At 62.2% G+C, this 24,689-nt stretch carries 20 protein-coding genes and 1 pseudogene; 10 read left to right on the forward strand and 11 right to left on the reverse strand.

From position 1 onward, the window contains the following. Window positions 1–69 precede the first annotated feature (69 nt). The 9 genes and pseudogenes from IPM89_03090 to IPM89_03130 form a co-directional block, all read right to left on the reverse strand. On the reverse strand, window positions 70–351 hold the full coding sequence (locus IPM89_03090) for a hypothetical protein (GenBank protein QQS54844.1): 282 nt from the start codon (window positions 349–351) through the stop codon (window positions 70–72). Beyond that, window positions 351–2,095 (reverse strand): annotated as a pseudogene (locus IPM89_03095) (Hsp70 family protein). Before IPM89_03095 ends, IPM89_03090 begins: the two are co-directional and overlap by 1 nt. Before the next feature lie 18 nt (window positions 2,096–2,113). Beyond that, window positions 2,114–2,824 carry a nucleotide exchange factor GrpE gene (gene grpE / locus IPM89_03100; GenBank protein QQS54845.1) on the reverse strand — a complete coding sequence of 237 codons (711 nt, stop codon included), beginning with the start codon at window positions 2,822–2,824 and terminating at the stop codon, window positions 2,114–2,116. Between the two features lie 13 nt (window positions 2,825–2,837). After that, window positions 2,838–3,143, reverse strand: coding sequence for a J domain-containing protein (locus IPM89_03105; GenBank protein QQS54846.1), 306 nt, complete (start codon window positions 3,141–3,143; stop codon window positions 2,838–2,840). A gap of 2 nt (window positions 3,144–3,145) precedes the next feature. Further along, entirely contained in the window at window positions 3,146–5,578 is a 2,433-nt protein-coding gene (locus tag IPM89_03110) for a hypothetical protein (protein QQS54847.1), read from the reverse strand. A 32-nt stretch (window positions 5,579–5,610) separates the two neighbouring features. Continuing rightward, window positions 5,611–8,517, reverse strand: a complete 2,907-nt coding sequence (locus IPM89_03115) for an insulinase family protein (GenBank protein QQS54848.1) — start codon at window positions 8,515–8,517, stop codon at window positions 5,611–5,613. Between the two features lie 7 nt (window positions 8,518–8,524). Further along, the gene (gene rfbB, locus IPM89_03120) at window positions 8,525–9,568 is read right to left on the reverse strand and encodes a dTDP-glucose 4,6-dehydratase (GenBank protein ID QQS54849.1); all 1,044 of its coding nucleotides are present in this window, start codon (window positions 9,566–9,568) and stop codon (window positions 8,525–8,527) included. 11 nt (window positions 9,569–9,579) lie between these two features. Then, window positions 9,580–10,356, reverse strand: a complete 777-nt coding sequence (gene xth / locus IPM89_03125; protein ID QQS54850.1) for an exodeoxyribonuclease III — start codon at window positions 10,354–10,356, stop codon at window positions 9,580–9,582. A 301-nt stretch (window positions 10,357–10,657) separates the two neighbouring features. After that, window positions 10,658–12,610, reverse strand: a complete 1,953-nt coding sequence (locus IPM89_03130) for a DUF262 domain-containing protein (protein ID QQS54851.1) — start codon at window positions 12,608–12,610, stop codon at window positions 10,658–10,660. Between the two features lie 419 nt (window positions 12,611–13,029). Here IPM89_03130 and IPM89_03135 point away from each other — a divergent pair, with 419 nt between their 5' ends. Then, window positions 13,030–13,353 carry a DUF3301 domain-containing protein gene (locus tag IPM89_03135; GenBank protein ID QQS54852.1) on the forward strand — a complete coding sequence of 108 codons (324 nt, stop codon included), beginning with the start codon at window positions 13,030–13,032 and terminating at the stop codon, window positions 13,351–13,353. 89 nt (window positions 13,354–13,442) lie between these two features. Here the strand turns inward: IPM89_03135 and IPM89_03140 are convergent, their stop codons facing one another. Next, window positions 13,443–14,765 (reverse strand): hypothetical protein, encoded by a 1,323-nt coding sequence (locus tag IPM89_03140; protein QQS54853.1) that lies wholly within the window; start codon window positions 14,763–14,765, stop codon window positions 13,443–13,445. Window positions 14,766–14,905: 140 nt separating this feature from the next. Between IPM89_03140 and IPM89_03145 the strand changes: the two genes are divergently transcribed. Further along, entirely contained in the window at window positions 14,906–15,367 is a 462-nt protein-coding gene (locus IPM89_03145; protein QQS55762.1) for a glycine zipper 2TM domain-containing protein, read from the forward strand. Between the two features lie 81 nt (window positions 15,368–15,448). Here IPM89_03145 and IPM89_03150 read toward each other — a convergent pair whose 3' ends face one another. Continuing rightward, window positions 15,449–16,738 (reverse strand): hypothetical protein, encoded by a 1,290-nt coding sequence (locus IPM89_03150; protein ID QQS54854.1) that lies wholly within the window; start codon window positions 16,736–16,738, stop codon window positions 15,449–15,451. A 339-nt stretch (window positions 16,739–17,077) separates the two neighbouring features. On the opposite strand from IPM89_03150, the gene IPM89_03155 reads away from it, so the two are divergent. The 8 genes from IPM89_03155 to meaB all read left to right on the forward strand — a co-directional run bounded on the left by IPM89_03155 (window position 17,078) and on the right by meaB (window position 24,681). After that, window positions 17,078–18,799: an acyl-CoA dehydrogenase family protein gene (locus tag IPM89_03155; protein QQS54855.1), complete on the forward strand. Its 1,722-nt coding sequence runs from the start codon at window positions 17,078–17,080 to the stop codon at window positions 18,797–18,799. Window positions 18,800–18,802: 3 nt separating this feature from the next. After that, a complete protein-coding gene (locus IPM89_03160) occupies window positions 18,803–19,978 on the forward strand; it encodes a MaoC family dehydratase N-terminal domain-containing protein (GenBank protein QQS54856.1) in 1,176 nt (391 codons plus the stop codon). Between the two features lie 519 nt (window positions 19,979–20,497). Beyond that, window positions 20,498–20,770, forward strand: a complete 273-nt coding sequence (locus tag IPM89_03165; protein QQS54857.1) for a BrnT family toxin — start codon at window positions 20,498–20,500, stop codon at window positions 20,768–20,770. After that, window positions 20,742–20,981, forward strand: a complete 240-nt coding sequence (locus IPM89_03170; GenBank protein QQS54858.1) for a hypothetical protein — start codon at window positions 20,742–20,744, stop codon at window positions 20,979–20,981. The genes IPM89_03165 and IPM89_03170 overlap by 29 nt, the downstream gene beginning before the upstream one ends. A 239-nt stretch (window positions 20,982–21,220) precedes the next feature. After that, on the forward strand, window positions 21,221–21,427 hold the full coding sequence (locus IPM89_03175) for a type II toxin-antitoxin system HicB family antitoxin (protein QQS54859.1): 207 nt from the start codon (window positions 21,221–21,223) through the stop codon (window positions 21,425–21,427). Further along, the gene (locus tag IPM89_03180) at window positions 21,428–21,652 is read left to right on the forward strand and encodes a type II toxin-antitoxin system HicA family toxin (protein ID QQS54860.1); all 225 of its coding nucleotides are present in this window, start codon (window positions 21,428–21,430) and stop codon (window positions 21,650–21,652) included. A gap of 48 nt (window positions 21,653–21,700) precedes the next feature. Next, window positions 21,701–23,704: a protein meaA gene (locus IPM89_03185; protein QQS54861.1), complete on the forward strand. Its 2,004-nt coding sequence runs from the start codon at window positions 21,701–21,703 to the stop codon at window positions 23,702–23,704. After that, window positions 23,701–24,681, forward strand: coding sequence for a methylmalonyl Co-A mutase-associated GTPase MeaB (gene meaB, locus IPM89_03190; protein QQS54862.1), 981 nt, complete (start codon window positions 23,701–23,703; stop codon window positions 24,679–24,681). Before IPM89_03185 ends, meaB begins: the two co-directional genes overlap by 4 nt. The last annotated feature ends 8 nt before the right edge of the window (window positions 24,682–24,689 follow it).

Below are 24,689 nucleotides of genomic sequence, written 5' to 3' on the forward strand. Positions count from 1 at the left end.
TGCAAAGCGCCATACATCGGGCATGGCCGATTCGTGGTGTGATGGATGCCCGGTCCGGCTCGACCTGGCTTATCGCAACAGTCGCTCCAACACCTGAACTTCGCTGGCGATCAATTCCCGGTGGCTGAGATTCAGCACCGCCGCCGCCAGTGGGCTGGGTTGCAGTGTCAGCACACGCTCGGCCACCCGCCGCGCCTTGATCCATTCGCCGGTGCCCAGCAGGGCCACGGCCCGCCGTTCCAGCGCGGCGACTTCGGCTTCGATGGCCAGCAGCACGCTCAAGTCCGCGCCGCAGCGATAGCAGACCGGCTCCTCCTTGAAGCGGGCGCGGCAGACCGGGCAGCGCTCCATCACGACTCCAGATAAAACAAAATGTCCGACAGCGCGGCCATCGGTTCGGCCAGCGCGGGGAAATCGTTGTTGCCCAGCGCGTCCTTGATGTTCTCGATCAAATTGATCATTTCCTCGCGGTCGTCCTCGGTGGCGCCGTCCAGCAGGCGCTCGGCTTTTTCCACCAGCGCCCGCGCCTGCGCCGTGAGCTGGTGGTTGGTGGCGGCGGCCGTTTCGGCGGTTTGTTCCTCGTCCGAGAATAGGGCATCAACCCGGGCACGCGCCGTTTCCAGTTCTCCTCCCTGGAAGCGGGACAGCACGTTGTCGATGCGGATCGATTTTTCCAGGCCGGTTTTTTTCTCCCGCGCCGACACGTTCATGATGCCGTTCAGGTCCAGGGAGAACTGGAGGATGATCGGGTTGCCGGACGGCACCTTGCTCAGGTTCTCCACGAAAAACTGACCGAGTTCGATGTTGTTCAGCGCGTCCGGGTCTTCTCCCTGGTAGACGTGCACCAGCACCGCCTCCTGCCGGTCGTACATGGTGTAGACCACGTCGCTTTTGGTGACCGGGATCGGCGTGTTCTTGTGGATGATCGGCACGTAGGTAAACGGGTAGGGTATGCCGTTCAGCTCGTCTACAACGCTGGTGCCGAAGGTGTAGGGGGTGATGTCCACCAGCACCGCCGAGACCGTCTCGCCGGCCAGCATGCCGGCCTGGATGGCGGCACCGGCGGCGACGCACAGGTCGGGGTTGACCTCGGCCCGTACCGTCAGACCGAGATCTTCCTCCAGTCGCCGGGTGATCAACGGGGTGCGGGTGGCGCCGCCCACCAGCAGCACCTCGTCGATATCGGATACGGTCAGGTTGGCCCCCTTCAAGGCGATGTGCGTTGCCTCCAGGGTCTCGTCGATATAGCCGGCGATCATGTCCTCGTACTCGTCGCGGGACAGCTCCAGCGCCAGGTTGAGCGGGGTGCCGTCGCGCTCCAGCAGGTACTCCTCCTCGATCCGGGTGTAGGGCTGGTCGGACAGGGCGATCTTGGCGGTTTCCGCCGCCCGGGTGATGCGGGCCATGGCCTTGCGTGATTCGCTCGGATCGATGTCCCGTACCCCTTGAGATGCTCGACGACGTGTTCGACGATTTTGGCGTCGAAGTCGTCGCCGCCGAGATGATTGTTGCCGTGGCTGGCCAGTACCTCGACCACATTGTCTTCGATGCCGACCACCGACACGTCGAAGGTGCCGCCGCCCAGATCGTAGACCAGCACCTTTTTGTGGCCCTGGTGGTTGGCTTCGTAGGACAGGGCGGCGGCGGTCGGTTCATTGATGATCCGCGCCACTTCCAGCCCGGCGATTTCGCCGGCTTCGCGGGTGGCCTGGCGTTGGGCGTCGGAAAAATAGGCCGGCACGGTGATCACCGCCTTGTGGACCGGTTCGCCCAGGTGCGCCTCGGCGATGTCCTTCAGCCGCCGCAGGATGATGGCGGAGATTTCCTGCGGGGTGTAAGTGGCGTCGCCCAGTTCGACCCGGTCGGCGCTGCCCATCCGTCGCTTGATGGATTTGATGGTGCGTTCCGGGTAGAGCACGTACTGGTTCTTGGCCGGTTCGCCCACCAGGATCGCGCCGTCGTCGGCCAGGCCGACGAAGGAGGGCAGGATCGGGTGGTCGGGGGTGATGTCGATGACGGTGACGCGGCCGTTGTGAACCACCGCGACTTCGGAGTTAGTGGTGCCCAGATCAATGCCGATGATTTTTTCAGCCATGAGGGTTGCGACTCGTGTTCAGTTCGGTGAGTTGTCGGTGGCGCGTGACGTATCGGCGCCGGTGGCGGGTTCCGGCTGGCGGTTGACCTTGACTTCCGCCAGCCGCAGCAGTTCACCCTGCCAGGTGTAGCCCTTGCGCAGTTCCTCGGTGACGATGCCGTTGGCCAGGTTGGGCCGCCGGTCCAGTTCGGCGGCGCGCATGGTGTGCGGGTCGAGCGGCTGGCCTTCAGTCTCCAGAGCCACGACCTGTTGAGCGTTCAGAATTTGATCCAGTCGGCGCAAGCTGATGTCCTGGCCCTGAGCCATTGCTTGCAACAAATCCCGTTCCTTTCGCCGCCCCCGTAGCCACTGGACCCACAAGGCAGGGTGATAGCTTTGCAGGGCGCGCAGCCCGGCTTCCAGGCGGTCGCGCAGCTCCAGCAGTTCCAGCAACACCGGCTTCAGTACCGTCCGTCGCTGTTCGGGCAGCGCGCCGCGGGCACGATCCAGTTCGCCGCCGAGCTGGCTCTGACTGGCTTGCAGGGTTGCGAACACGGCCCGGAATTCCTCCAGCGCGGTCTTAACCTGGCGCGATTCCAATTTGACCTCGTTTTTCAGCGCCACCAGTTCGGCGAACAGGGAGTAGAGGTCGGTATGCCGGTCCTCTTCCGCCGTTGGCTCCATTTCGGGAAGTTCGTCCAGGTAGGCGCGAAAGCGCGCCAGCAATTGCTCTTTGCATGCGGTATCCATGGTCGGGGTGTCTTTATTTCGGGCCGGTCAAGCGGCCGTGCAAAACTTGCAGGAGTTGCTGCTCGCTCGGGCGGCGGCGCGGGCCCGCTTGCAGGGCGCTCGCCACCAGCCCCGCCAGGTCGGGGATTTCCTTTTGGAATAGCCGGTAACTGAGACGGTCCCGGCGGGTCTTGATCGCTTCGTAGGCGGCGCGGATCGTCTGGAAACGTTCGGCGTCCCGCTCCGGTGGATGTTCGCGCACCTGTTGCAGATAGGCTTTCTTGATGGTGTCGTCGTCGGCGGTCTCGACGACGCCCAGCACGGTAAACGGATTCGGCATGGTTATCTCCGGCGTTTTTTGCGCCGGCCGCGCTCCGGCGAAGGGAGGGGAAGGTCGGGTGCATCCAGAAGATCCGCAAGGTCGTCGCCGCCCAGCAGCAGGGCGTTCAGAAGCGCCTTGCGCGCTTCCGGCGGCAGTTCGTCGGCGTCAATCGGCAATTCGTCCATGATTTTGTCGAGCAGTTGGTCGCGTATCTCCGGCGGTAGCCGCTCCAGATCCTCGCGGAGTTGGTTCTTTTCAGCGGAATGCCCCGGTCCCGACCGGGATCGGGGCGCGTGGAACAGGCCCTGAGTGAGAAAGCGTTCGATCAACAGCTTGGCGCGGTGATCCTTGGCGGAGGCGGAGCGTTTCTCGGCGTCTTCCAGCCGCTGGTAGTCGCGATCCTTAACCTGATAGAGATCGCCCTCGGCGCGGCCAAAAATCTGAAAGTAGACGAACAGCGCTCGTTCCGGATGGTGTTCGAGCGCGCGGGTCGCGGCGTATTCCAGCAGTTTGTGGTGCGGCGCCTGGTGCAGGCATTCGCAGAGCGACAGCAGGTCGTCCTCGGCGTTCAGCGTCTTGATCGCCTGCTTTAGCGGTTTTTCCAAATCTTCCAGCACCGCGCCGAGATCCCTGACGCCTTCTTCCCGGTACGCGCCGAGCACTTGGGCCATGGCCAGCAGATCGGCGCGGCTGATGGCTAATTTGCCGGGGTTGCCCAGTTCGAGATCGGCTAGGAACAGGGACGGTTCCAGCCGCAGGCGGGAGGCTTCCACCGTCAGTCGCAGCCGGGCCAGCAGCGGGCTGCCGGCGATACGGGTGCCTTCGCGCAGCCACTGCTGGGCGCGCTGGCGCTGGCGCTGGGTGAAAGCCAGGAGGCCCCGGTTGAGTTCGATGACGCCACTGCGGGCGTTGTCGCGCTCCAGTTGGGCGGCGCTGTCCAATTCCTTTGCCGCCAGTTCGTGCTTGCCGGCCAGAATCTGTTTGCGGGCGTGGGCCAGATGGGAGTTGATCAGGATGTTACGGGCCTTGCTGTTGATCGGGTCCAGTTCCAGCACCCGCGCGGCAAAACCGGCGGCTTTCTTGTAGGCCTTGCGGGCGGTGGCGGTTGCCACGGCGGCCAGCAGTACCTGAGGATCGTCGGGAAACTGCTTGACCGCGCGTTCCACCCATTGATGGTATTCCTTGTCGTTGCCGGCTTCCTGGTACAGTTTTGCCAGTTGCAGGTAGGTATCGCGGTCGTCCGGGTCCAGTTGCAGGCTGTCCGCCAGAAGATCCTCGGTTCGCGCCTCCACGAACCAGGGTGGAGGGTTTTCTTCCAACAGTCGCGCCAGGTGGCGCAGAACCAGCGCCGCCATCAGCCGGCTATCCGGGTCGGCGGTATCCTGAGCCAGCAGGTCGGCGCAGGCGCGCCAGTGATGCAGGATACTTTGCAGGTCGCCGTCCCGCTCCGCTTTCAGGGCTTGCAGGCGCTGTGACTGGTACGGTGGCAAGGGTCCGAACAGCTTGACGTGAATCGCCAGGCCCGGCGGGTAGGCCGGTAGCAGCGCCAGGCTGGCGCGGCGGGCCTGATCCCGATCCAGCGCCGCGAGGTTGGCGGTGATGAAACCGAAGATCGCCTTGTCGCTGGGCGACTCGCCCAGTCGCGCCCATTCCTTGAGCAGCTTGATCTGGTGTGGTTCCAAACCGAGCAGGCTGCTGGCGATATCGCGCGAAGCCGGTTCGAGCACTGGCAATGTCCGCAGCGGTTCGGTGGTGGCGCAGGTACGGACGATGTCGGCCAGGCCGCGATAGGGCGAGCTTGTGGGGATGCGGTCGACCAGCGCCAGGGCGCCGGATGGATCGGTTTCCAGCTTGAGCAGCGCGGCGAGCACTTGGCGCAGATCCCGGTAGGGAGAGCGGATCGGGATGTTTTGCAGGTGTTCGCGCACGGCTTCTTCGCTTTCGCCCTGGCTGTAGGCGTGCAGCGCGTTCTTGGCGGCGGTCAACTGTCGGCGCGGCGGCGCGTCCTGAGGCAGGGTCTGCAATACGTCCTTTTGCCCGGCCAGGGCCAGCGCGGCGAGCAGGGTTTCCAGTTCGCCGGCACCGGCCAGCGCGGCCGCGTGGTCGGTGTAAGCACGCACCGCCTTGGCATACTGGCCGCTGTGAAGCAGCCAACCGACGTAGAGTTCGGGTTGCGGCGACTGACCGCAGAGGCTGGGAATGTTCTCCCAGAGCACGGCGGCTTCGCGGTGCATGGCCTTGCCGGCCAGCTCCATGGCCCGCTCCAGATAGGCCGCGGCCAACGATTCGCGCCAGCCGGCCTCGGCCTGCGGCTCGCGTTTCAGCAGCAGCTTGTAGAGATCGATGGCATCCCGGTAGTTGCGGGTCGACAGGAGGTTTTCGCCGCGGGCGATCAGTTCGCCGGTGCTCAAGTCGTCGAGGCGGGTGCGTGAGGGTGCGGGCGGTTTGCGCATTCTGAATTCAACGATAGGCAAATGGATCGGTGTCAAATCGCGGTGATGGCCAAGTCTCGCTGTTCCGCCAGCGTCCGTGCGTTACTCAACACCGCGCAGTGGGCCTGCTCCGGTTGCAGGTAGCTGGTCGCCACCCGCCTGAGGTCATCCAGCGTGACCGCCAGCACCCGTTGCCGGTAGGCGCGGCGCTGTTCCGGGGTACGGCCAAACAGGGTGCCGAAAAAGGCGCTGATGGCTTCGCCGGCCGGGGAACCGGGTTTGTCGATGGCGGCGACCACGCCGAGAATCGCTTCCTCCAGCGTTCGGGCGGGATGGTCATGCGTGCGCAGCCAGTCCAGCGCCCGGTCGAAGTCGGCCAGGGTGTCCGTCAACCGGGGGTCGCGGTAGGAGTAGAAGCGGAACGCACCGCTGTCGGGATGGTAGCCGGCGCCGCCGCCGTAGGCGCCGCCCTGTTCGCGGATGGCCCGATGCAGGTAGCCGTTGCGCAGGAAATCGCCCAGGACGTGCAGCGCCGGGGCGTCGGGGTGGTTGGGCGCGACGGTGGGGTAGGCCTTGGCGCAGAAGTTGACTTGGGTGTTGACGCTGAAACCCTGCCGGGTCGGCGATGCCTCCGGCACGGCCAGGGTGAACGGTTCGACCGTGCTCGTTGCGTCATTCCGCCAGTGCATCGCCAGCACCGCCGCGATCTCGTCCTGCCGTTCGGCTTCGCTGACCGCCAGCAGTTGCCGGGGCGCGTGTTGCAAGCGGCCATGCAACCGTTCCAGTCGCCGGGCGAAGGCGGCCAGCGCCGCGGGGTCGTCCAGCGTATCGTCCAGCGTCTTAAGATCCCGCAAGCCCCGCAAGCCCTCCCAGCGGTGGCTGAGCGCCGCGACCGGGCTGAGGGCGGCGCTGGCGGCGGCCAGCGCCAGCATGTGGCCGTGGTCGGTGACCGCTTCCTCGCGCTGAGCGCGCATCTGGGCCACCAGTTCCCGCAGCCGGGGCAGTTCGTCGAAGCGGGGACGGGTCAGCGTTTCCCACAACAACTCGGACAGCGCGGCCTGATTGCGGGCCAGCGCCTTGCCGGCCAGGACCAGGATGCCCTGGACCTGATACACGTCGTCCACCCCGCCGCGCACGCTGGCGCGGGCGCTGATGCCGCCGGTGACCGCCGCCTGCCGGGCCTGGGTGGCGCGGTAATCGCGCCCGGCGCTGCCGACCTCGGGCAGGCAGGCGCACAGCAGCGGCAGCAGGTCCAATTCCTCGGGGTTTAGCGCGGGCAGATCGAGCACGGCTTGCAGGTACACCATGCCGTTGGTGCCCTGTGCGTACCAGGCGGTGGGCAGCGCGCCGACCGGCCGGGTGACGCCCTCGGCAATTTTCAAATCCGGCGGCACGTCTTCCAAGCCTACCTTGGGCAACAGCTCGGGGTCGTCCTGGCGCTGCTGGCGCTCGGCCAGGATCCGCGCCTGTGCGACCAGACGGGTCTTGTCGGTCTCGGTCAGCGCCGCGCGGATGGTGGCCAGCCGTTCCCGTTCCGCCGCCGCCTGTTTTTCGCTCAGCTCCGCGTCCGGGGCCATGGTCAACCGGACCCGGTGCGGGTTGTCCAGCAGCAGTTGCCGGACCAGGCGCGGGATGAACGCCGGGTCGCGGCTTTCGGTTCGCAACCGCTCCAGCAGCGGATTGCTGTCCAGGGCCGGCAGCGGGTCCGCGCCGTGGATCGCCGGCGCCTGCGCTTCCATCAACAAGCGCAGGCCGTAGGGAAAGCCGTCGCCGGTGATTTCCCGCTCGCTCAATTCCAGTTGGTGCAAGGCGGCGTCCACCGCCTCTTGCGGCACGCCCTCGGCCGCGACCTGCCGCAGCACCTGGAGCACCAATGCCTCGACCGCTTCGGCGTGTTCGGGATCGGAGCCTTCCAGTCCGCAGACGAAGGTGGCTTCGCGGGTGGCGGTGTCGAAGCCGCACAGCGGCGAGGGCGCGGCGCCCAGTTCCGAGGTTTCCAGGGCGTGGCGCAGCGGCGAACTGCTGTTGTCCAGTAGCGCGTCGCTTAACAAGTGCGCCCGCAGGGTCGCCAGCGGGTCGGTGGTCGGTCCCAGCAGCCAGCCCAGCACGATATGTGTCTGGTCGCTCAGGTCTTCGGCCCCGTCCAGGGGATAGTGGATGAGGTCGCTGATCGGGGCGGGAAGGCGGCGCTCGTCGGGAATGGCCAAATCCAGGGTCAGTGCCTGGAAACGGCCGAGGGCTTGCGCCTCGAAACGTTGCTGATGCTCGGCGGCGGGGATGTCGCCGTAGGTCAGGAGGATGGCGTTCGAGGGGTGATAGTGGCGGGCGTGGAAGGCTTTGAGTTGTTCGTGAGTGAGGTGGGGAATCGCCTCGGGATCGCCACCGCTGTTGTGGTGATAGGTGATGGTCGGGAACAGCCGGTGTTGCAATTCCTGGCCGAGCCGCTGTACTGGCGAACTCATCGCGCCTTTCATCTCGTTGAACACCACGCCCTTGAACAGCAGTGCCGAGTTCGGGTCGTCGGGCTGGGCGAATTCCAGCCGGTGGCCTTCCTGGGCGAAGTCGCGCTCGTCCAGCAGCGGGAAGAACGCGGCATCCAGGTAAACGTCCAGCAGGTTGTTGAAGTCCTTCTTGTTCTGGCTGGCGAAGGGGTAGGCGGTCCAGTCGCTGCTGGTGAAGGCGTTCATGAAGGTGTTGAGCGACCGGCGGATCATCATGAAGAACGGGTCGCGCACCGGATAGCGCTGGCTGCCGCACAAGGCGGTGTGTTCGAGAATGTGCGCCACGCCGGTCGAATCCTGGGGCACGGTGAGGAAGGCGACCATGAAGGCGTTGTGCGGGTCGTCGGTGGCCAGATGAAGATGCCGGGCGCCGGTGGCGCGATGGCGGTATTCCTGAAACTCCAGCCGCAGGGCGGGAACGGGGTGGCTGCGAAGATGCTGAAAGGCGGGATGGGGCATGATGTCTCTATTCTCCAGCCATGCCGCCCCAGGCGGGGTCGGTGGCGTGTCGCTCCAGATACCAGTCCACGGTCTTGGCGATACCGGTGTTGAAGGTTTCCTCGGGTCGCCAGGCGAGTTCCTCGCTCATCTTGCGAGGGTCGATGGCGTAGCGCCAGTCGTGGCCGGGCCGGTCGGCGACGAAGTGGATCAGCCGCTCGTGCGGGGCGTGTTCCGGCCGGCGCTGGTCCAGCAGCGCGCAAATCAGCTTGGCGATGTTGATGTTCGCCCATTCGTTGTCGCCGCCGATATTGTAGGTTTCGCCCAGCACGCCGCGCCGGATCACCGCATCGATGCCCCGGCAATGGTCCTCGACATACAGCCAGTCGCGGATGTTGCTGCCGTCGCCGTAGACCGGAATCGGCCGTTGCAGCAGGCAGGAGCGGATCACGGTGGGAATGAATTTCTCGCCGTGCTGGTAGGGGCCGTAATTGTTGGAGCAGTTGGTGGTGACCACCGGCAGGCCGTAGGTGTGGAAATAGGCCCGTACCAAATGATCGGAACCGGCCTTGGAAGCGGAGTAGGGCGAGTTGGGGGCGTAGGGCGTGGTTTCGCTGAACGGCGGATCGTTGGGTTTGAGGGTACCGTAAACTTCGTCGGTGGAGATGTGGTGGAAGCGGCAATGCTCGGCGGTTTTTCCACCCTCCAGCCAGGCCCCGCGGGCAGCCTCCAGCAGGCTAAAGGTGCCGACCAGATTGGTCTGCACGAAGGCCGCCGGGCCGGTGATGGAGCGGTCCACATGGCTTTCGGCGGCGAAGTGGGTAATCGTGTCGATGGTGTGCTCGCGCAACAGCCGGTCCACGAGTGACCGGTCGCAGATATCGCCCTGGACGAAGGTATGCCGGGCGGGGTCGGGCAGCTCGCGCAGGTTGTCCAGCGAACCGGCGTAGGTCAGCAGATCGAGGGTGACGATGCGGGCGTCCGGCTCGGTGGCCAGCAGGTGGTGGACGAAATTGCAGCCGATGAAGCCGGCGCCGCCGGTCACCAATACGTTATGGGGATGATGTTCCATGAGGACTCGGTTCAGTGGAGTTCAAGGTCGAATTCGGCGGTCACCGGGGCGTGATCGGACGGGCGCTCCAGCCGGCGCGGGGCCTGGTCCACCTGACAAGCGGTGCAGGTCGTGGCCAGCGCCGGGCTGAGCAGAATATGGTCGATGCGCAGTCCCCGGTTGCGGCGGAAGCCGGCGGCGCGGTAGTCCCACCAGCTAAAGGTGTTTTCTTCCTGCGGAAACCGCCGAAACGCATCCTGGAGGCCCAAATCCAGCAACCGCCGGAACGCGGTCCGCTCGGGGTCGCTGCACAGGATTTGACCGGCCCAGGCGGCGGGGTCATGCACGTCGCGGTCTTCCGGCGCGATATTGAAATCGCCCAGTGCGACCAATCGGGGATGGCGAGTCAGTTCGGTTTCCAGCCATTGCGCCAGGTGCTCCAGCCAGGCCAGTTTGTAGGCATATTTGTCGGAGCCGACGGACTGGCCGTTGGGGACATAGAGATTGATGACTCTCACCCCGCCGACGGTTGCGGCCAAGACCCGCCGCTGCGGATCGTCCAGCCCCGGCAAGTCGGCGACGGTTTCGCCGAGAGGCAAACGACTGAGCACCGCCACGCCGTTGTAGGTTTTCTGACCGGCGAAGGCGACCTGATAACCGGCGCCGGCGAGATCAAGCGTCGGAAAATCGGGGTCGGTCAGCTTGGTTTCCTGCAGGGCCAGGATGTCGGGTTGCCGCTCGCGCAGCCAGGCCAGCACCTGCGGCAGGCGCACCTTCAGGGAATTGACGTTCCAGGTGGCGATTTTCATAAAAATGATTTTAACTAACTGTTCTATATTATTTAATAATTGAATTTGCGCCATGGCCGCGCATTGCGGCGGCGATGTCCACCGGGAGACAGGAGCACCAGTATAGCATCCAGCCCACCGCTCGAAATGTTGGCCCGTGGGCGGACCTGGTCTTCACCGAATGACCATGCCAAGGGTCCAGCAGCTTGTCTATGCGCCGCCCCGATCCATCGCCCGGCACCAGCGCCTCATCCTGATCCAGATTGTTGTGGAGCGCTCGCTTGGCCGACATGCTCGTGGCCGTGGTCTGGCCCGGCGGTGATCATGCGGTTGCGCTCGCTACGAGAATCTCCGCCTCCACATACCGCTTGAACGCCTCAATGGCTGTGAAGCACCGGAATCCGGCCTGGCTGGCGATAGCCAGGGTCTCGTTGCTTTCGTTCAGCAGAACCGCGACCGGTTGGCTTAGTTCCTCCTGGATACCATTGGGCCAAGCCAAATCGAAAATGGCTTTCTGCTCGCCAGTCGCGGCATTGGCGAAATCGTAGGCCAGCACACCGCGAGGCAGGTCATGCGCTTCCATCCAGGCATTAATCGTTTCGAGTTCTGCCTCCTCGGTCTCGCTGGCGATATCGTTACCGACGGAAACACTGGCGGGCGCTGTCGCCGCGGGGCCAGCCAGCCAGCGCGTGTCGCCGTGAAGCAGTTCTTCCATCCGTTGGTTGACTTCCGCGGCGAGTAACGCCTTGCGGGCTTCAAGGAATTCCAGGTAGTTCTCGATTTTCCAGAGCGCCGGGTCGGTGGGAATCCACTGAGAGGCCAAGGCGCCGGGGTGTGCCTTTTCGACCGTCACAAAATACTGCTCCGGCAAGCGGGCGCTGATGTCGAGATTCGTATCCTTGGTTAGAAAGCAAAAATTACCCAAGGCATTGACCTCCGGGCGCTTGAAGTTGCGTTTGTAGAGTTGCGCCTTCGGAAAAATATGATGTACTTCCAATCGGCTCATCTTGCCGAGGAGACAAGCCTTGAGCGGCAGGCCGGTGCCCCAATCTCGCGCTTCGCCCATGCGCGTGAGCAGGTAGAGTATCGGGTAGAACCGAGCACCAAGGCTCCAGCCGGTGAAGTGGCCCGGTTCGACCCGCAGACCGCCATGCCATAGCCGCAACTGCTCCAGCAATCGGTCGAGCCCACCGCCAATCCCTTCCAGCGCGGCCAAATCCTGGTCGATAAAGGACTCGGTCGAGCCTGAAAATCGACCCCACATTCCCGCCTGTACGAACCAAAACAGCAGCTTATCGCGTTCCTTTTCGCCGAGCGGCCCGGTGCGCCGGTCGAGGTATCGCACCATCACGGGTACGCCGAAGCGGCCGAAGAACACTTGGTCATGGTCGAGTCCCAGGCGCCCACCGATCAGGTTCAGACAGGTGTCGATGTGCTTGTTAGCCCGTTTCAGACTGTTCTGAACCTCCTCCGCGCTCTTCTCGTGTAGGTACTGAAATTTGGCCTCACCGGTGAGTACGGTGTTCACCGAGCGGAGTAGCCAGTCGAGGTTGAAGTGATAATCGGCCTTGGCCCACTCCTTGAGTTTCGCCTTCATGGTGTCGCGGGCCTCGGGCCAGTCGGCGCAAATCTTTGCCAAGGCGAGATCACCCTTCGAGAGCTTGGTGCCACCGCTGTTCACTTGGTTGAAGATATCCACAACGACATCCAGCGTCTTGTCGGCACCGGTGACCTCCTCAATGTGAAGATCGATATCCGTGATGCCGAGTAGGCGGCTCAATCGACCCACGTAGTCCCCGACTCTGACGACGAGTTCGGATTGCGCGCTCAGGCGGGCCACGAATTCGCCCAGCCCAGCATGACCTTTTTGCATTAATTCGGTGACATCGATCCAAAGCGGGTCGTCCTGCATCTTCATCGATTGGTAAAAGGCAAAGGTTTCCGAGTCGAGGTGGAAGCGCAGGGTAGAGAACGCTTGGGCATTGCCATCGAAAAACTTTGGTGGCTTGCCACGTACCACACCGTAAAGCGAGGTGATGCGTTGCTGGCCGTCGAGCAGTAGCTTTATCACTCCAGTGGCCAGCGGCCCATCGCCGCGATGCGTGGCCGTCTTGGATTCCGTTGCCCAGACCAGTAGACCGCCCACTGGATGGCGGCGGTAGAGCGAGGTGAACAGCCCACGGACCTGATCGCGGTTCCATACATAGCCGCGTTGGAATTCCGGCAGCGCCATGTGCCCGCTGTCGATATGGTCGAGAATGGTGGAGATTTTCATGTCGTGGGCTTCCCTTACTGTTGTTTTGAGCTGGATACTCAAAAATTGCACAAAAACGTCTCTTATACCGGGGTGCGCTCATGCCGCCGCGCGGTTGGTCGCGAGATTTTCCAGAGAGGGCGGTACGGTTCGCTTGTCTTGATGACCATGAGGATTGCGTGAACTCTGAACCCGACCCGCGATAGAGTACGAAAAAGCACAATGAAAAAGCACAAAAATGAGGCTTATGAATCTGGCTGTGCCAGTAAACCAACAGAAGCCGAAATCCCGGCGGCCAACACTCGGTATTCGCGCGGCGGGGTTGAAGAGATGGGAACACACGAAAACGGATAGCGCATAATCTTGATTCGACCCGCCGGCCGTCCACCAGACGGCTCGACTCACCAAGCGCACCTTCGTTACAGGATTGCCAACTTGATATGAGCTTTACAACGCTGATCGGCATACTCGCGGTGATGGGAGTTGGCCTATGGTTCTGGCGCGACAGTCTCGGCGCCCGCGAACAGGCGCGCACCGCCAGTTCCCGCGCCTGCCGGCAGAGTAACGTGCAGTTGTTGGACGATACCGTGGCGCTGGAGCGATTGTGGCTGCGGCGCGACCACGATGGCCGGCTCAAGCTGGAGCGGTTGTACGTGTTCGAGTTCACCGATACCGGTCAGCGCCGCCAGGTCGGCAGCGTGTTGCTGGTCGGCTGGCGGGTGGAAGTGCTGCACATGGAGGGCGGCGACCTGCTGCTGCCCTGAGAGGCTCGCTCGGAAACGGGCGGACGTTTCAGGAACAAGGCAAGCCGGGATTGTGCGGGTGATCCTTGCGAGAATCGGCCACCGTCGCCTCAGGTTCCCAGCAGCGCCGCATAAACCTGTAGCAGCGCGATGGCCGCCCCCAGGCATTTCAAGACATAGCCGGCGTTCCAGCGCAGGAAAGCGTAGCCGTCGATCCCATAGCGGCCCTGCATCATCAGGTGCAAGCCGGACAACGGGTTGGCCGGCACCCCGATGGCCCAGCTCATCAACAGGGTGATCGCCAGCAGGTTGGGCTCGGGATGCAGCGGCGCCAGCCAGACGCCGAAGCTGGCGATGGTGATGACCGGATGCACGCCCAGCGCGGCGGCGCCAACCATGACGAGCAGCAGCAGGCTGGCCTGCGGCGCTCCGAATCGCTCGAATGGCAGCCAATCCCCCAGCGTTCCGGTCAGGCTGATTAAACCCGCCGCCAGCACGCCCGCCGCCAGAAACAGCACCAACTCGTTGACCGTGCTGGCCAGGCCTTGCGTCACATGACCCTTGAGCGGGGAGCACGCCGCAAGTCCATGTTGCCCGACCAGGATCAGGATGGTCAGCAGCGGCGCGCTGAGGGCGATGATGGCCAGGATCGACCAGTCCGGCACCCAGGCGTGGACAGTCAGCACAATGAAAACCAGCAGGCCGGGAACCCACAATGTGCTGAAACGCATGGGGTAAGCGATGAACGGCGCGCCCAGCTTGGGATTTTCGGGATCGATGTCGCGGGCGGTCAGCCAGAGGGCGAGCGCGGCCATCGGCAGGCCCGCCAGCACGACCACACCCAGCCGCGCGCCTGGCGCGTAGGTCAGCGCGGCGGCCATGGCCGAAAAGAACGGTGACCAGAATGCCGCCGCCGCGAAGCCCCGCGTCAGCGCCAGCGCCCGGCGCTTGCCCAGCCGCCCGCGAGTGGCCATCCGGTCGCCCAAAATGACCACGGTGGATAGATTGATCACCGCGCCGAACAGATGCACGCCGAGCAGGGTCCGCCATAAGGCTTTTCGACCACGCGGCGCGGGTTGCTCGGGATCTGCTCCGCCCGGTCGGGTCACCAGCCGCAGGAACGACACCGCCGCCAGCAGGCTGACCAGTCCCTGATTGCCGGCGAATATCGGGTTCATCTTGAATGGTGTGCCGTGCAGCGTGCCCCAGGCGATGCCCATGGTTCCGAGCCCGATCAGCCAGGCGCTTTGAATGCGCTGCCGCCGGCCCAGCCGGTAACTCAGCAGCAGGGCGGCGCTCCAACCCAGCAGTCCGGCCGGGAGCAGCGACGCGCCCGGCGTGACCGAGGCGGCGATCATCAGCACCAGCAGGATGCCGGCCAAGGCGTCACGACGAGCGGGCGGCAGGATGGATGGAAAAGGGTGGTGTTGCACGGTGATGGGATAGGATGGCGGCGAGCAGTTCAGTCGCGATTCAGTGTCGCCGACTATGTTGACGGGTGGGTTTGGCTATAATGCCCGACCGATTTCAATTCGAACAATGCCGATGCGCGACGAGGTGGACGATGCGATTGATGAAAACGACAGCGACGGTGGCGGTGGTGCTGGCGGCGGGCCTGGTGTTGAGCGGCTGTCCGGCCAGCATGTCCGGCGGTGCTTATAGCCGTGGTCAGGCCCGCGAGGCTCAGGATGTGCGCTTGGGCTATGTGGATAGCGTCCGTCAGGTGCTGATCGAAGGGACCAAGAGCGGCGTGGGCACGGTGGGCGGCGCGGCCTTGGGCGGCCTGGCCGGCAGCACCATCGGTCGGGGCAGGGGCCAGGTGGCCGGCGCCATCGGCGGTGCGGTGCTGGGTGGGCTGGCCGGTTCGGCGATCGAAGAGAACGCGACCCGGCAGCCGGGTCTGGAAATCACCGTCCAATTGGATAACGGCCGGATGCTGGCCGTTACCCAGGCCGCCGACGAGCCGTTTTATCCCGGCGACCGGGTGCGGGTATTAATCGGTTACGACGGCACGACCCGGGTGGCGCATTATTGAAATGGTTTACCCGCGTTCGGACCTTTTCCCGTCACGGGACAGAGCCGATGACGTGACGGGTTGTCGGCCGTTCCCACCCTGCTAATGCAGCCGCTCCGTTGATGCCGGTAGATCGGCGATGGTCGCGGCCCGCAAATTTCGCCCGCTTTCCGAGTACAGCAGCTGGTCTGGATGCAGGACCTGTCGCTCGGTATCCTGTTCGTTGCAGCGCTGGATCAGCCGGTCGATGATCGCATTCAAGCCCTGCGGCCGCAGCGGGTAGTGATGCTCCAGCCGCAGCAATTGCCCATGGTCGTCCAGGGTGGTGACCGTATAGGCCAAGGTGCCTAGCTCCGGGTCGGCCTGATTGGTGATCGACATCCGCTGTTCCGGGCGCTCGCTGTCGTTCTGGAAAATCGCCTCGACCAGATAATCCCCCGACAGGCAGGGAATTTCCCGCAATGCCGCCTTCGCCGCCTCGCCGTCCACGGCGGCCAGCGTTTCCTCCAGTCGCGGGTTGGCCAGCACCCAGCGCACATGCAGTCCGTAGGCTTCCAAGGCCAGTGCATATTGCCGTTGCAAGCGCGCCCAGCCTCGGTAACCTTCCCTCAGCCCGACCGCCGGCAGGGAACGGCCCGGCCCGAACTGCGCCCAGTCGTCGAAGGTGTAGAACAGGGTATGGGCGTGATCGCCGGCCACCAGGAAGCGGTTACCGCCGTCCAGGGTCGCGGAACGGACGCCGGGCCGCTCGAACCAGGACTGCTCCAGCAACTCCCACAGCGGCAGCAGACCGTTGCCATCCAGTTGTACCCGCAACAGAGCGCACAGGTCGCCAACGGTGGCGTAGGACAGATTCATCGCCGTCAGCCCGAACGCCTGCTGGACCGCCTCGCGCGTGGCTTGCGAGGTTTCGCCATTTTGCAGCAGGGTATCCTCCATGACGCGCGCCAACCGGGCGATGTCGTCGCCCGGACCGACGAAGCAGAACGGCAGCAACAGCAAGGGACCCGAGCCGGGCTGGCGTCGCGGGTTGATGTCGGCCACCGGGAAATGGCCACGGTCGCTACCCAGGGCGATCAGGCGGGGTTTGAAAGTCCGGTCGCGGTCGCTGCCGCTGTACAATTCGCTTAAGACACCGATCAAGGGAAAGCCGGGGCGGAGAATTTCAGTCTGATCGTATAGCGCCCCCGGCAGAATCAGCCCCAAATGATGGATGCCGTCAAGAATGCGGTCCAGATCCTTGGCGAGATGGCCAGCCAGAGCGGTAGCGGCCGCCACGCTCAGCGGCTCGGGCGGTACGCCGGTGAAATCGGGCCGTTGCGGGTCCAGTTCGAGCGCCAGCAAGCCGGCGTAGTGGCTGATTTCGTTCGATGCGGTAGGGGTTGTGGCCACGATGGGTCCCTATGCGGTGCGGCGCCGCGCCGGAATTTCGGAAGCGCCGGCCATAGATGATGGGATGGGTGATCGGGGAGGAATCAGGGTCATGCCCCGGCCCCGGGAATTTCGGATTATAAGGGATAATCGTCGGTGGACTGACCCACTTGCGCCAGAACCGGAAAAACGGTTCACAACGGTCGCTTTCAAAGTGCAAGCGACCGATTTCCGCCGGAATTTTTTGCCGCCGCATCGGTTCAAACCGTGTGCTCCGAGCGATTTTCCCTTACACTTCGCGGTTAGAGCTTACTAAATTTATGGTTTTCGCGAATAACCGTCATCAGATGAGGTAAACCCATGTCCGCACCGATCCAGAATCCGGCAGAGCAGTTGCAGCAGGCCGCCCTGGCGCTCTCCGCCGTCCAGAAAGCGCTCGACTTCGCGTTGGCGGATCTCAAGGAACGGACCCAGAAAGCCGATGGCAAAGTATCCGCCGCGCTGCTCGACCAACACCAACTGGTGAGCTACGACCTGGCGTTGTCCTGTGCGGAAGTGACCGGTGCCCGCTTCATGCTCGATTACGCCAAGCGGGCGCGCGTGGCCGGTGGCGGTTCGACCGGCGAGGCGATCCTGGAAGAGCGGTTCGCGTTGCTGTTCGCCGCCGAGGCTCTACAGAGCGTCCGCAACCGTTTGAGCGCCCGCCCGGCCGATTTCGGCCTGAACGACCATTGGCTGAACGCCACCGTGGATCATCCGGCGGTGCGTGGGTTCTGCCTGGCGCAACTGCCGTCGACCACGCTCGCCGACCTGGGGCAGCGGGTTCGCAGCCAGGATGGCGTGACCGGCGCCTATCTGTTGGACGACCATCACGAGATGATGCGCGACACCTTCCGCCGGGTGGCCGAGGAAGTGGTGATGCCGCTGGCGGAGGAGATCCACCGCCACGATCTCGATATTCCCGACACCATCATCGATCAGGTCCGGGAAATGGGTTGCTTCGGCATTTCCATTCCGGAACGCTTCGGTGGCATTCAGAGCGACGAGCAGGAAGACAATCTGGGCATGATCGTGGTGACCGAGGAACTGACCCGCGGTTCGCTGGGCGCCGCCGGCAGCCTGATTACCCGGCCCGAGATTCTGTCCAAGGCGCTGCTCAAGGGTGGCACCGAGGAACAGAAAGAGAAATGGTTGCCGCAACTGGCTTCCGGCGATCTGTTGTGCGCGGTGGCGGTGACCGAACCCAACTACGGTTCCGACGTGGCCAACATGCGGCTGAAAGCCACCCGGACCGAGGGCGGCTGGCTGCTGAACGGCGCCAAGACCTGGTGTACCTTCGGCGGTAAAGCCGGGGTGCTGCTGATTCTGGCCCGCACCAACCCCGACATTTCCATCGGCCATCGCGGCCTGTCGATGTTCCTGCTGGAGAAGCCGACTTATCCTGGTCATTCCTTCGAATTTACTCAGGAAAGCGGCGGCAAGTTGACCGGCAAGGCGATTTCCACCATCGGCTATCGCGGGATGCACTCCTTCGACCTGTTTTTCGACAACGTCTTTGTCCCGGACGAAAACATGCTGGGCGGACCGAAAGGCGAGGGCAAGGGCTTCTATTTCACCATGGCCGGTTTTTCCGGCGGCCGCATTCAAACCGCCGCTCGGGCGGTGGGTGTCATGCAGGCGGCCTACGAACGGGCGCTGAGCTATGCCCAGGAACGGGTGGTGTTCGGCTATCCCATCGGCGACTACCCGTTGACCCAGATCAAGCTGGCGCGGATGGCGACTTATCTGGCGGTCAGCCGCCAGTTCACCTACTCGGTGGGCCGGCTAATGGATCAGGGCAAGGGCGATATGGAAGCCAGCATGGTCAAGTTTTTCACCTGCAAAACCGCCGAGTGGGTGACCCGCGAAGCCTTGCAGATTCACGGTGGCATGGGTTACGCCGAAGAAATGCCGGTCAGCCGCTATTTCATCGATGCGCGGGTGCTGTCGATCTTCGAAGGCGCCGAGGAAACCCTGGCTTTGAAGGTGATTGCCCGTTCGCTGGTGGACAACGCCAAGACCAAAGCGGAAGTGGAGGGTTGAGCCATGAGTTTCTCGATGCGATTGAGCGAACAGACGGCGGAAGTGGCGGGGTCGGTGGCGGTCAACCTGGAGTGGGTGCGCCGGCCGCAGTACGGGCGCTATCTGGATGAATTCGTGCCGGGACAGGTGTTTGTCCATCCGCGCGGCTATACCTTTGAACGCGGACCGATGCTGGATTTCGCCCGGGTGTTCATGCAGTGCAACCCGCTGTATCTGAATCTGGAATATGCCAGGGCGCACGGTTTCCAGGATCTACCGGCCAGCCCGCAGATGATGTTCAACGTGGTGCTGTCGCTGGGGGTGCATAACGACTCCGAGAAAGCGATTGCGAATCTGGGTTATTACAACGTGCAGTTCCTGCGGCCGGTCTATCCGGGCGACACCCTGCGCGGTTATACCAAGGTCATCGACCGCAAGGCGCGCGGCGAGGACAAGCCGGGCATCGTGCTGATTCGCACCTTGGGCGTGAACCAGCACAATCAGGTGGTGTTGCAGTACGAACGCAAGATCATGGTCGGCTATCGCGGTGACCGCCTGCCGACCACCCCGGCGCCGACCGCGCCGGTCGAATTCCCGTGGGTGGAGCATCCGGTGGTCGATCTGCCGATCAACGCGGGCGGCTATCCGAGTCAGTTGACCGGTCCCAACACCTATTTCGAGGACTTCTCGCTCGGCGATCTGATTGTCCACGCCAATGGCCGCACCATCACCGACGAGCACATGGCCTGGACCTACCTGGTCGGCAATACCCATCCGCTGCACTTCGATCGGGTGTACAGCACCGGCCTGTCGGGCAAGATGAGTGGCGAGCCGATTGTGTACGGCGGACTGGTGTTCGCCTGGCTGGAAGGGTTGGCCAGCCGCGATGTCAGCGAAAACGCGCTGTGGGAGTTGGGTTTCACCGAGGGTTATCACACCCAGCCGGCGGTGTCCGGCGATACGGTGGCGGCGCTGTCGCGGGTGGTGGCGACCGAGACCCTGACCAATACCGACGCCGCCGGCATCGTCACCTTCCAGTTCATCGGGGTGAAGAACATTAGTGCCGCCGCCGCGCTGGAAACTTATGGGGCGGATCTGTTCATCAAGGAGAACGATAAACAGAAGCTGAGCAAGGAGAAGATCAGTAGCAAGATCTTCGAGATCGAACGGCGGTTGTTGATCAAGCGGCGACCGGTGTGAGGTGAGGGAAAGCCCCTTCTCCTGAAATGGGAAAGGGGCGGCATAGAGGGCTTGAAAATGACAAACGCGAGAGCAAGTGACTTGATTGAAACTTTGGAAGTCCTACAAGGAAGGAGAAGTGAGGTTGAGAATGGAAAAACTTGGCTAAGGCATGGCGTTAAGAGACAGTGTGGAAAAATTGATTTTTACCTTTTAAGGGGGGGGCTTCTGTCGTCGAGATGGCAAGGGCAATTCCATGTAGGGAAGAGAGAGTTCGTGATCATTTTAATCACTTGCAAGATGGACCTTCCACAATGGAGCCACATCATTTGAGATTAAGAAATGTAAATGATATCTGGAGCTTTGATCGCGACTGGTTGGAACAACAATTTTCAGGATAGTTTTTGAAGTGATTGTCGATCAAAATCAAATTGAATTGATAAGGAAGTTATTTTCCGGGAGGAGTTGATTGAAAAAAAGGGATTCAGGTTGATTTTGCAAGACTGTTTCCGAGTTTCCAAAATCTAATCTCGACTTTTTATGGAATTTGAATGGGATCATAAAAAAGCTTCTGGCAATAAACGCAAGCATGGTGTTTCGTTCCATGAAGCTGCAACAGTATTTGGCGATCCATTGGCGGTTACTTTCGCCGATCCAGATCATTCGGAAGGTGAATACCGCTTTCTGACTTTTGGTATATCAAAGTCTGGTTATTTGCTGGTAGTTTCACATACCGAACAAGCACAGCAGATACGAATTATTAGTGCGAGAAAGGTTGATCAGTATGAAAGAAAAATCTACGAAGAAGGCTAGAAAAGATGAACTGCGACCTGAGTACAAGCGAGAAGACTTAGGTATGGGAGTACGAGGTAAATATTATCAGGTTTATCAGGAAGGTACTAATTTGGTACTGCTAAGCCCGGAGGTAGCCGCAGCATTTCCGACCGAGAAAGCGGTTAATGATGCACTCCAATCGCTTATCGATATTGCCAAGCGATCCACCGGCCTGGCAAAGCAAGTATAGCTTGCCATAAACACCCGGAAAGAGACAAATCCTTTCGCTACTTGTATCTATAAGCTAGTCAGACTCTCATCGTACTCTTTCACGTTCAGGATAGCCTGACTTCGTGTTTTATTTCCATGATTGAGAAGAAATCGGGCCACGCATGTTGGCGAGAATTGCGAAACATGCCGGATTAAAGTCAGAGGATCTGTGAATGAAATAAAATCATCATTACGCCTCAAAAAGCCCTGGGGATTCATATGAAATTTACTGTGATAATCGATAGAGACGAGGATGGTGTTTGGGTGATTGAATGCCCAGCTATTCCAGGTTGTGTCAGCCAAGGTAGCACGAAAGAAGAGGCTTTAAAGAATATTCAGGAAGCCATCCAGCTTTGCTTGGAGGTGAGAGCAGAGCGCGGTTTGCCCTTGACCGTTGAGACACGGCAGGTTGAGGTGTTGGCGTAAGTGTCTCATTTGCCTCGGCTGAGTGGAAAAGAGGTCGTTGAGACGTTCGAACGGCTAGGTTGGGAAGTGGTACGACGCCGGAGCAGTCATATTATTATGGTTAGAGAGGGGCGCATGGCAACGCTTTCTATCCCTGATCACAGAGAAGTCGCCCAAGGTACTTTGAGAAGTTTAATTCGCTCGTCAGGGATGACTGTTGACGAGTTTACTAAGACATCAAAATGATTTGAAACATCCAATCCCGAACCATCGTCGCACACTAAAGAGGCTCCCATGACCACCCCCATCAAACGCGACAAACCCTGGCTGATGCGGACCTATTCCGGCCATTCCTCCGCCAAGGCATCCAACGAACTCTACCGCACCAACCTGAGCAAGGGGCAAACCGGCCTGTCGGTCGCCTTCGATTTGCCGACTCAGACCGGCTATGACTCTGATCATCCACTAGCGCGGGGTGAAGTCGGTAAGGTGGGCGTTCCCATCGGCCATATCGGCGACATGGAGACCCTGTTCGACCAGATTCCACTCGGCCAGATGAACACTTCCATGACCATCAACGCCACCGCCGCCTGGCTGCTGTCGTTGTATGTCGCGGCGGCGGAACGGCAGGGTGCGACTTCAGCACAGTTACAAGGCACCACCCAGAACGACATCCTCAAGGAATACCTGTCGCGCGGCACCTATATCTTCCCGCCCCAACCTTCGGTGCGATTGATCACCGACATCATCGCCTACACGGTCAAGAACATCCCCAAGTGGAACCCGACCAACATCTGTAGCTACCACTTGCAGGAAGCCGGCGCCACGCCGACCCAGGAACTGGCCTACGCCCTGTCCACATCCATCGCCATCCTGGACGCGGTGCGCGATTCCGGCCAGATCGGCGCGGAAGGTTTTGAGCAGGTCGTCGGGCGCATCTCGTTCTTCGTCAACGCCGGCATTCGCTTTATTGAAGAGACCTGCAAGATGCGGGCGTTCGGCGAGATGTGGGACCAATTGACTCAGGAACGCTATGGCGTGCGGAGTGAGGACATGCGCCGCTTCCGCTACGGGGTGCAGGTCAACTCGCTGGGTCTGACCGAGGCACAGCCGGAAAACAACGTGCAGCGTATCGTGCTGGAAATGCTCGGTATCACCTTGTCCAAGAAAGCCCGCGCCCGCGCGCTCCAGCTCCCGGCCTGGAACGAGGCGCTCGGCTTGCCGCGTCCCTGGGACCAGCAATGGGCGCTGCGGATGCAGCAGGTGCTGGCGTTCGAAACCGACTTGCTGGAATACGGCGATATCTTCGATGGCTCGCCAGTGATCGCCGCCAAGGTCAAGGCGCTGGTGGACGGCGCAACCGAGGAAATGGCCCGGGTGCAGGAACAGGGCGGCATGGTGCAGGCCATCGAATCCGGCTACGTCAAGCGGCAACTGGTCACCAGCCATACCGAGCGGATGCGGGCCATCGAACACGGCAGTCTCAAAATCGTCGGTCTGAATTGCTACAGGGAAACCGAGGAATCGCCGCTGACCGGCGGCGTTGACAGCGGCATCATGAAGGTCGATCCGCGCGCCGAACGCGAGCAGATCGAGCGGCTCAACGCCTTCCGCGCCCAGCGTAACAACACCGATGTCAAGGCGGCGCTGGCCAATCTGGTCGAAACCGCGCGGGGCGGAGCGAATATCATGCCGGCGTCGATTCTATGCGCCCATGCCGGCGTCACCACCGGCGAATGGTCACAGACCCTGCGCGACATCTTCGGCGAATACCGTGCTCCCACCGGCATCGATATCCCGGCCAACGACGACAGCCGCGGCGCTCAGGCGACGGCCATCCGCGTCCAGGTGGCCAAGACCGGCGAGGAACTGGGCCGGCCGCTGCGCCTGCTGATCGGCAAGCCGGGCCTGGACGGCCACAGCAACGGCGCGGAACAGATTGCCGTTAAGGGCCGCGATGTTGGCTTTGAGATCGTCTACGAGGGTATCCGCCTGACTCCGGAACAGATCGCCAAAGCGGCACTGGAAGAGGGTGTCCACCTGATCGGTCTGTCGGTGCTGTCCGGCAGTCATGTGGAAATGGTCGAGGATGTGTTCGGGCGGCTGGATCAGGTCGGTTTGAAGGGGCTGCCGGTGGTGATCGGCGGCATTATCCCGGAAAGCGACGCCAAGCTGCTGAAAGAACGCGGTATCTCGGCGGTCTACACGCCCAAGGATATCGACATGAACGGCATCATGGTCGATATCCTTAACCTGATTCGTAAAGCCCACGACCTGCAACCGGTCACGGTGGCATGATCCCGGTGCTTCCCGACCCAACGGCGCTGGCCGCTGCGGTCAGCGCCCGAGACCGGTTGGCGCTGGCCCAGGCATTGAATCTATTGGACGACCGCCGGCCGGCGGCGCGCCAGTGCGCGGCGGTCTTTCTGGACGCGCTGCCCGCGGAGAAGCTGGATACCGGTGGCCATTTGATCGGTATCACCGGTCCGCCGGGCGCGGGTAAATCCTCGCTGACCGCCGCCCTGATCCAGGTCTGGCGGCGGCGCGGCTTGAAGGTCGCCATTCTGGCGGTGGACCCCTCCAGTCCGATCAGCGGCGGCGCGCTGCTGGGTGATCGGCTGCGGATGCATGCCAGCGGCGCCGACCGCGAGGTGTTCATCCGTTCGCTGGCCTGTCGTGGCGAGTTCGGCGGCCTCAGCGCCGAAGTCTGGCCGATGAGCTTGGCGATGCTGGCGGCCTTCGATATCGTGCTGGTGGAGACGGTGGGAGTCGGACAGAAAGAAATCGACGTGTCCAAGATGAGCGACACCACCTGCTTCGTCGCCCAGCCGGCTTCCGGCGACAGCATTCAGTTTCTCAAGGCCGGCATCATGGAAGTGCCGCATGTGATCGTGGTCAACAAGGAAGATATCGGCATGGCCGCGCGCAAAACCCTGTCCGAACTGAAAACCACGCTGGGACGGCGAACGGATGCCGAAGGCTGGCAAGCACCGGCTTTATCAGCCAGCGCAACGCTGGGCAGTGGCATCGAGTCGTTGGCCGATGCCCTGGATGGACACCGGCGCTGGTTGCTGGAACGAGGACGATTCACCGCCCGCCGCCAGCGCTGTCAGGCGGAATGGCTGGTCAAGCATTTGCGTGAAGAATTCGGTCGCCATGGCATCGGCCTGCTGGGTGGCGAAAACGCTTTGTTTGCAGAATTGACCCGCGCCGCTCGCCGATCACCGATTGCCGCCTATGAGGATTTGCGCGTCCGAGTGATTTCTGGTTTCTAACTACTTGA

This window comes from Candidatus Competibacteraceae bacterium, assembly GCA_016699715.1.
In the GTDB taxonomy this organism is placed as follows: domain Bacteria; phylum Pseudomonadota; class Gammaproteobacteria; order Competibacterales; family Competibacteraceae; genus Competibacter.

Coding starts and splice junctions, on each gene's coding strand:
- IPM89_03175 (QQS54859.1), top strand. CDS start 21,221: ATGAAATTTACTGTGATAATCGATAGAGACGAGGATGGTGTTTGGGTG.
- IPM89_03090 (QQS54844.1), bottom strand. CDS start 351: ATGGAGCGCTGCCCGGTCTGCCGCGCCCGCTTCAAGGAGGAGCCGGTC.
- IPM89_03160 (QQS54856.1), top strand. CDS start 18,803: ATGAGTTTCTCGATGCGATTGAGCGAACAGACGGCGGAAGTGGCGGGG.
- xth (QQS54850.1), bottom strand. CDS start 10,356: ATGAAAATCGCCACCTGGAACGTCAATTCCCTGAAGGTGCGCCTGCCG.
- IPM89_03115 (QQS54848.1), bottom strand. CDS start 8,517: ATGCCCCATCCCGCCTTTCAGCATCTTCGCAGCCACCCCGTTCCCGCC.
- IPM89_03145 (QQS55762.1), top strand. CDS start 14,906: ATGAAAACGACAGCGACGGTGGCGGTGGTGCTGGCGGCGGGCCTGGTG.
- rfbB (QQS54849.1), bottom strand. CDS start 9,568: ATGGAACATCATCCCCATAACGTATTGGTGACCGGCGGCGCCGGCTTC.
- IPM89_03130 (QQS54851.1), bottom strand. CDS start 12,610: ATGAAAATCTCCACCATTCTCGACCATATCGACAGCGGGCACATGGCG.
- IPM89_03155 (QQS54855.1), top strand. CDS start 17,078: ATGTCCGCACCGATCCAGAATCCGGCAGAGCAGTTGCAGCAGGCCGCC.
- IPM89_03110 (QQS54847.1), bottom strand. CDS start 5,578: ATGCGCAAACCGCCCGCACCCTCACGCACCCGCCTCGACGACTTGAGC.
- IPM89_03105 (QQS54846.1), bottom strand. CDS start 3,143: ATGCCGAATCCGTTTACCGTGCTGGGCGTCGTCGAGACCGCCGACGAC.
- IPM89_03135 (QQS54852.1), top strand. CDS start 13,030: ATGAGCTTTACAACGCTGATCGGCATACTCGCGGTGATGGGAGTTGGC.
- IPM89_03165 (QQS54857.1), top strand. CDS start 20,498: ATGGAATTTGAATGGGATCATAAAAAAGCTTCTGGCAATAAACGCAAG.
- IPM89_03170 (QQS54858.1), top strand. CDS start 20,742: ATGAAAGAAAAATCTACGAAGAAGGCTAGAAAAGATGAACTGCGACCT.
- grpE (QQS54845.1), bottom strand. CDS start 2,824: ATGGATACCGCATGCAAAGAGCAATTGCTGGCGCGCTTTCGCGCCTAC.
- meaB (QQS54862.1), top strand. CDS start 23,701: ATGATCCCGGTGCTTCCCGACCCAACGGCGCTGGCCGCTGCGGTCAGC.
- IPM89_03185 (QQS54861.1), top strand. CDS start 21,701: ATGACCACCCCCATCAAACGCGACAAACCCTGGCTGATGCGGACCTAT.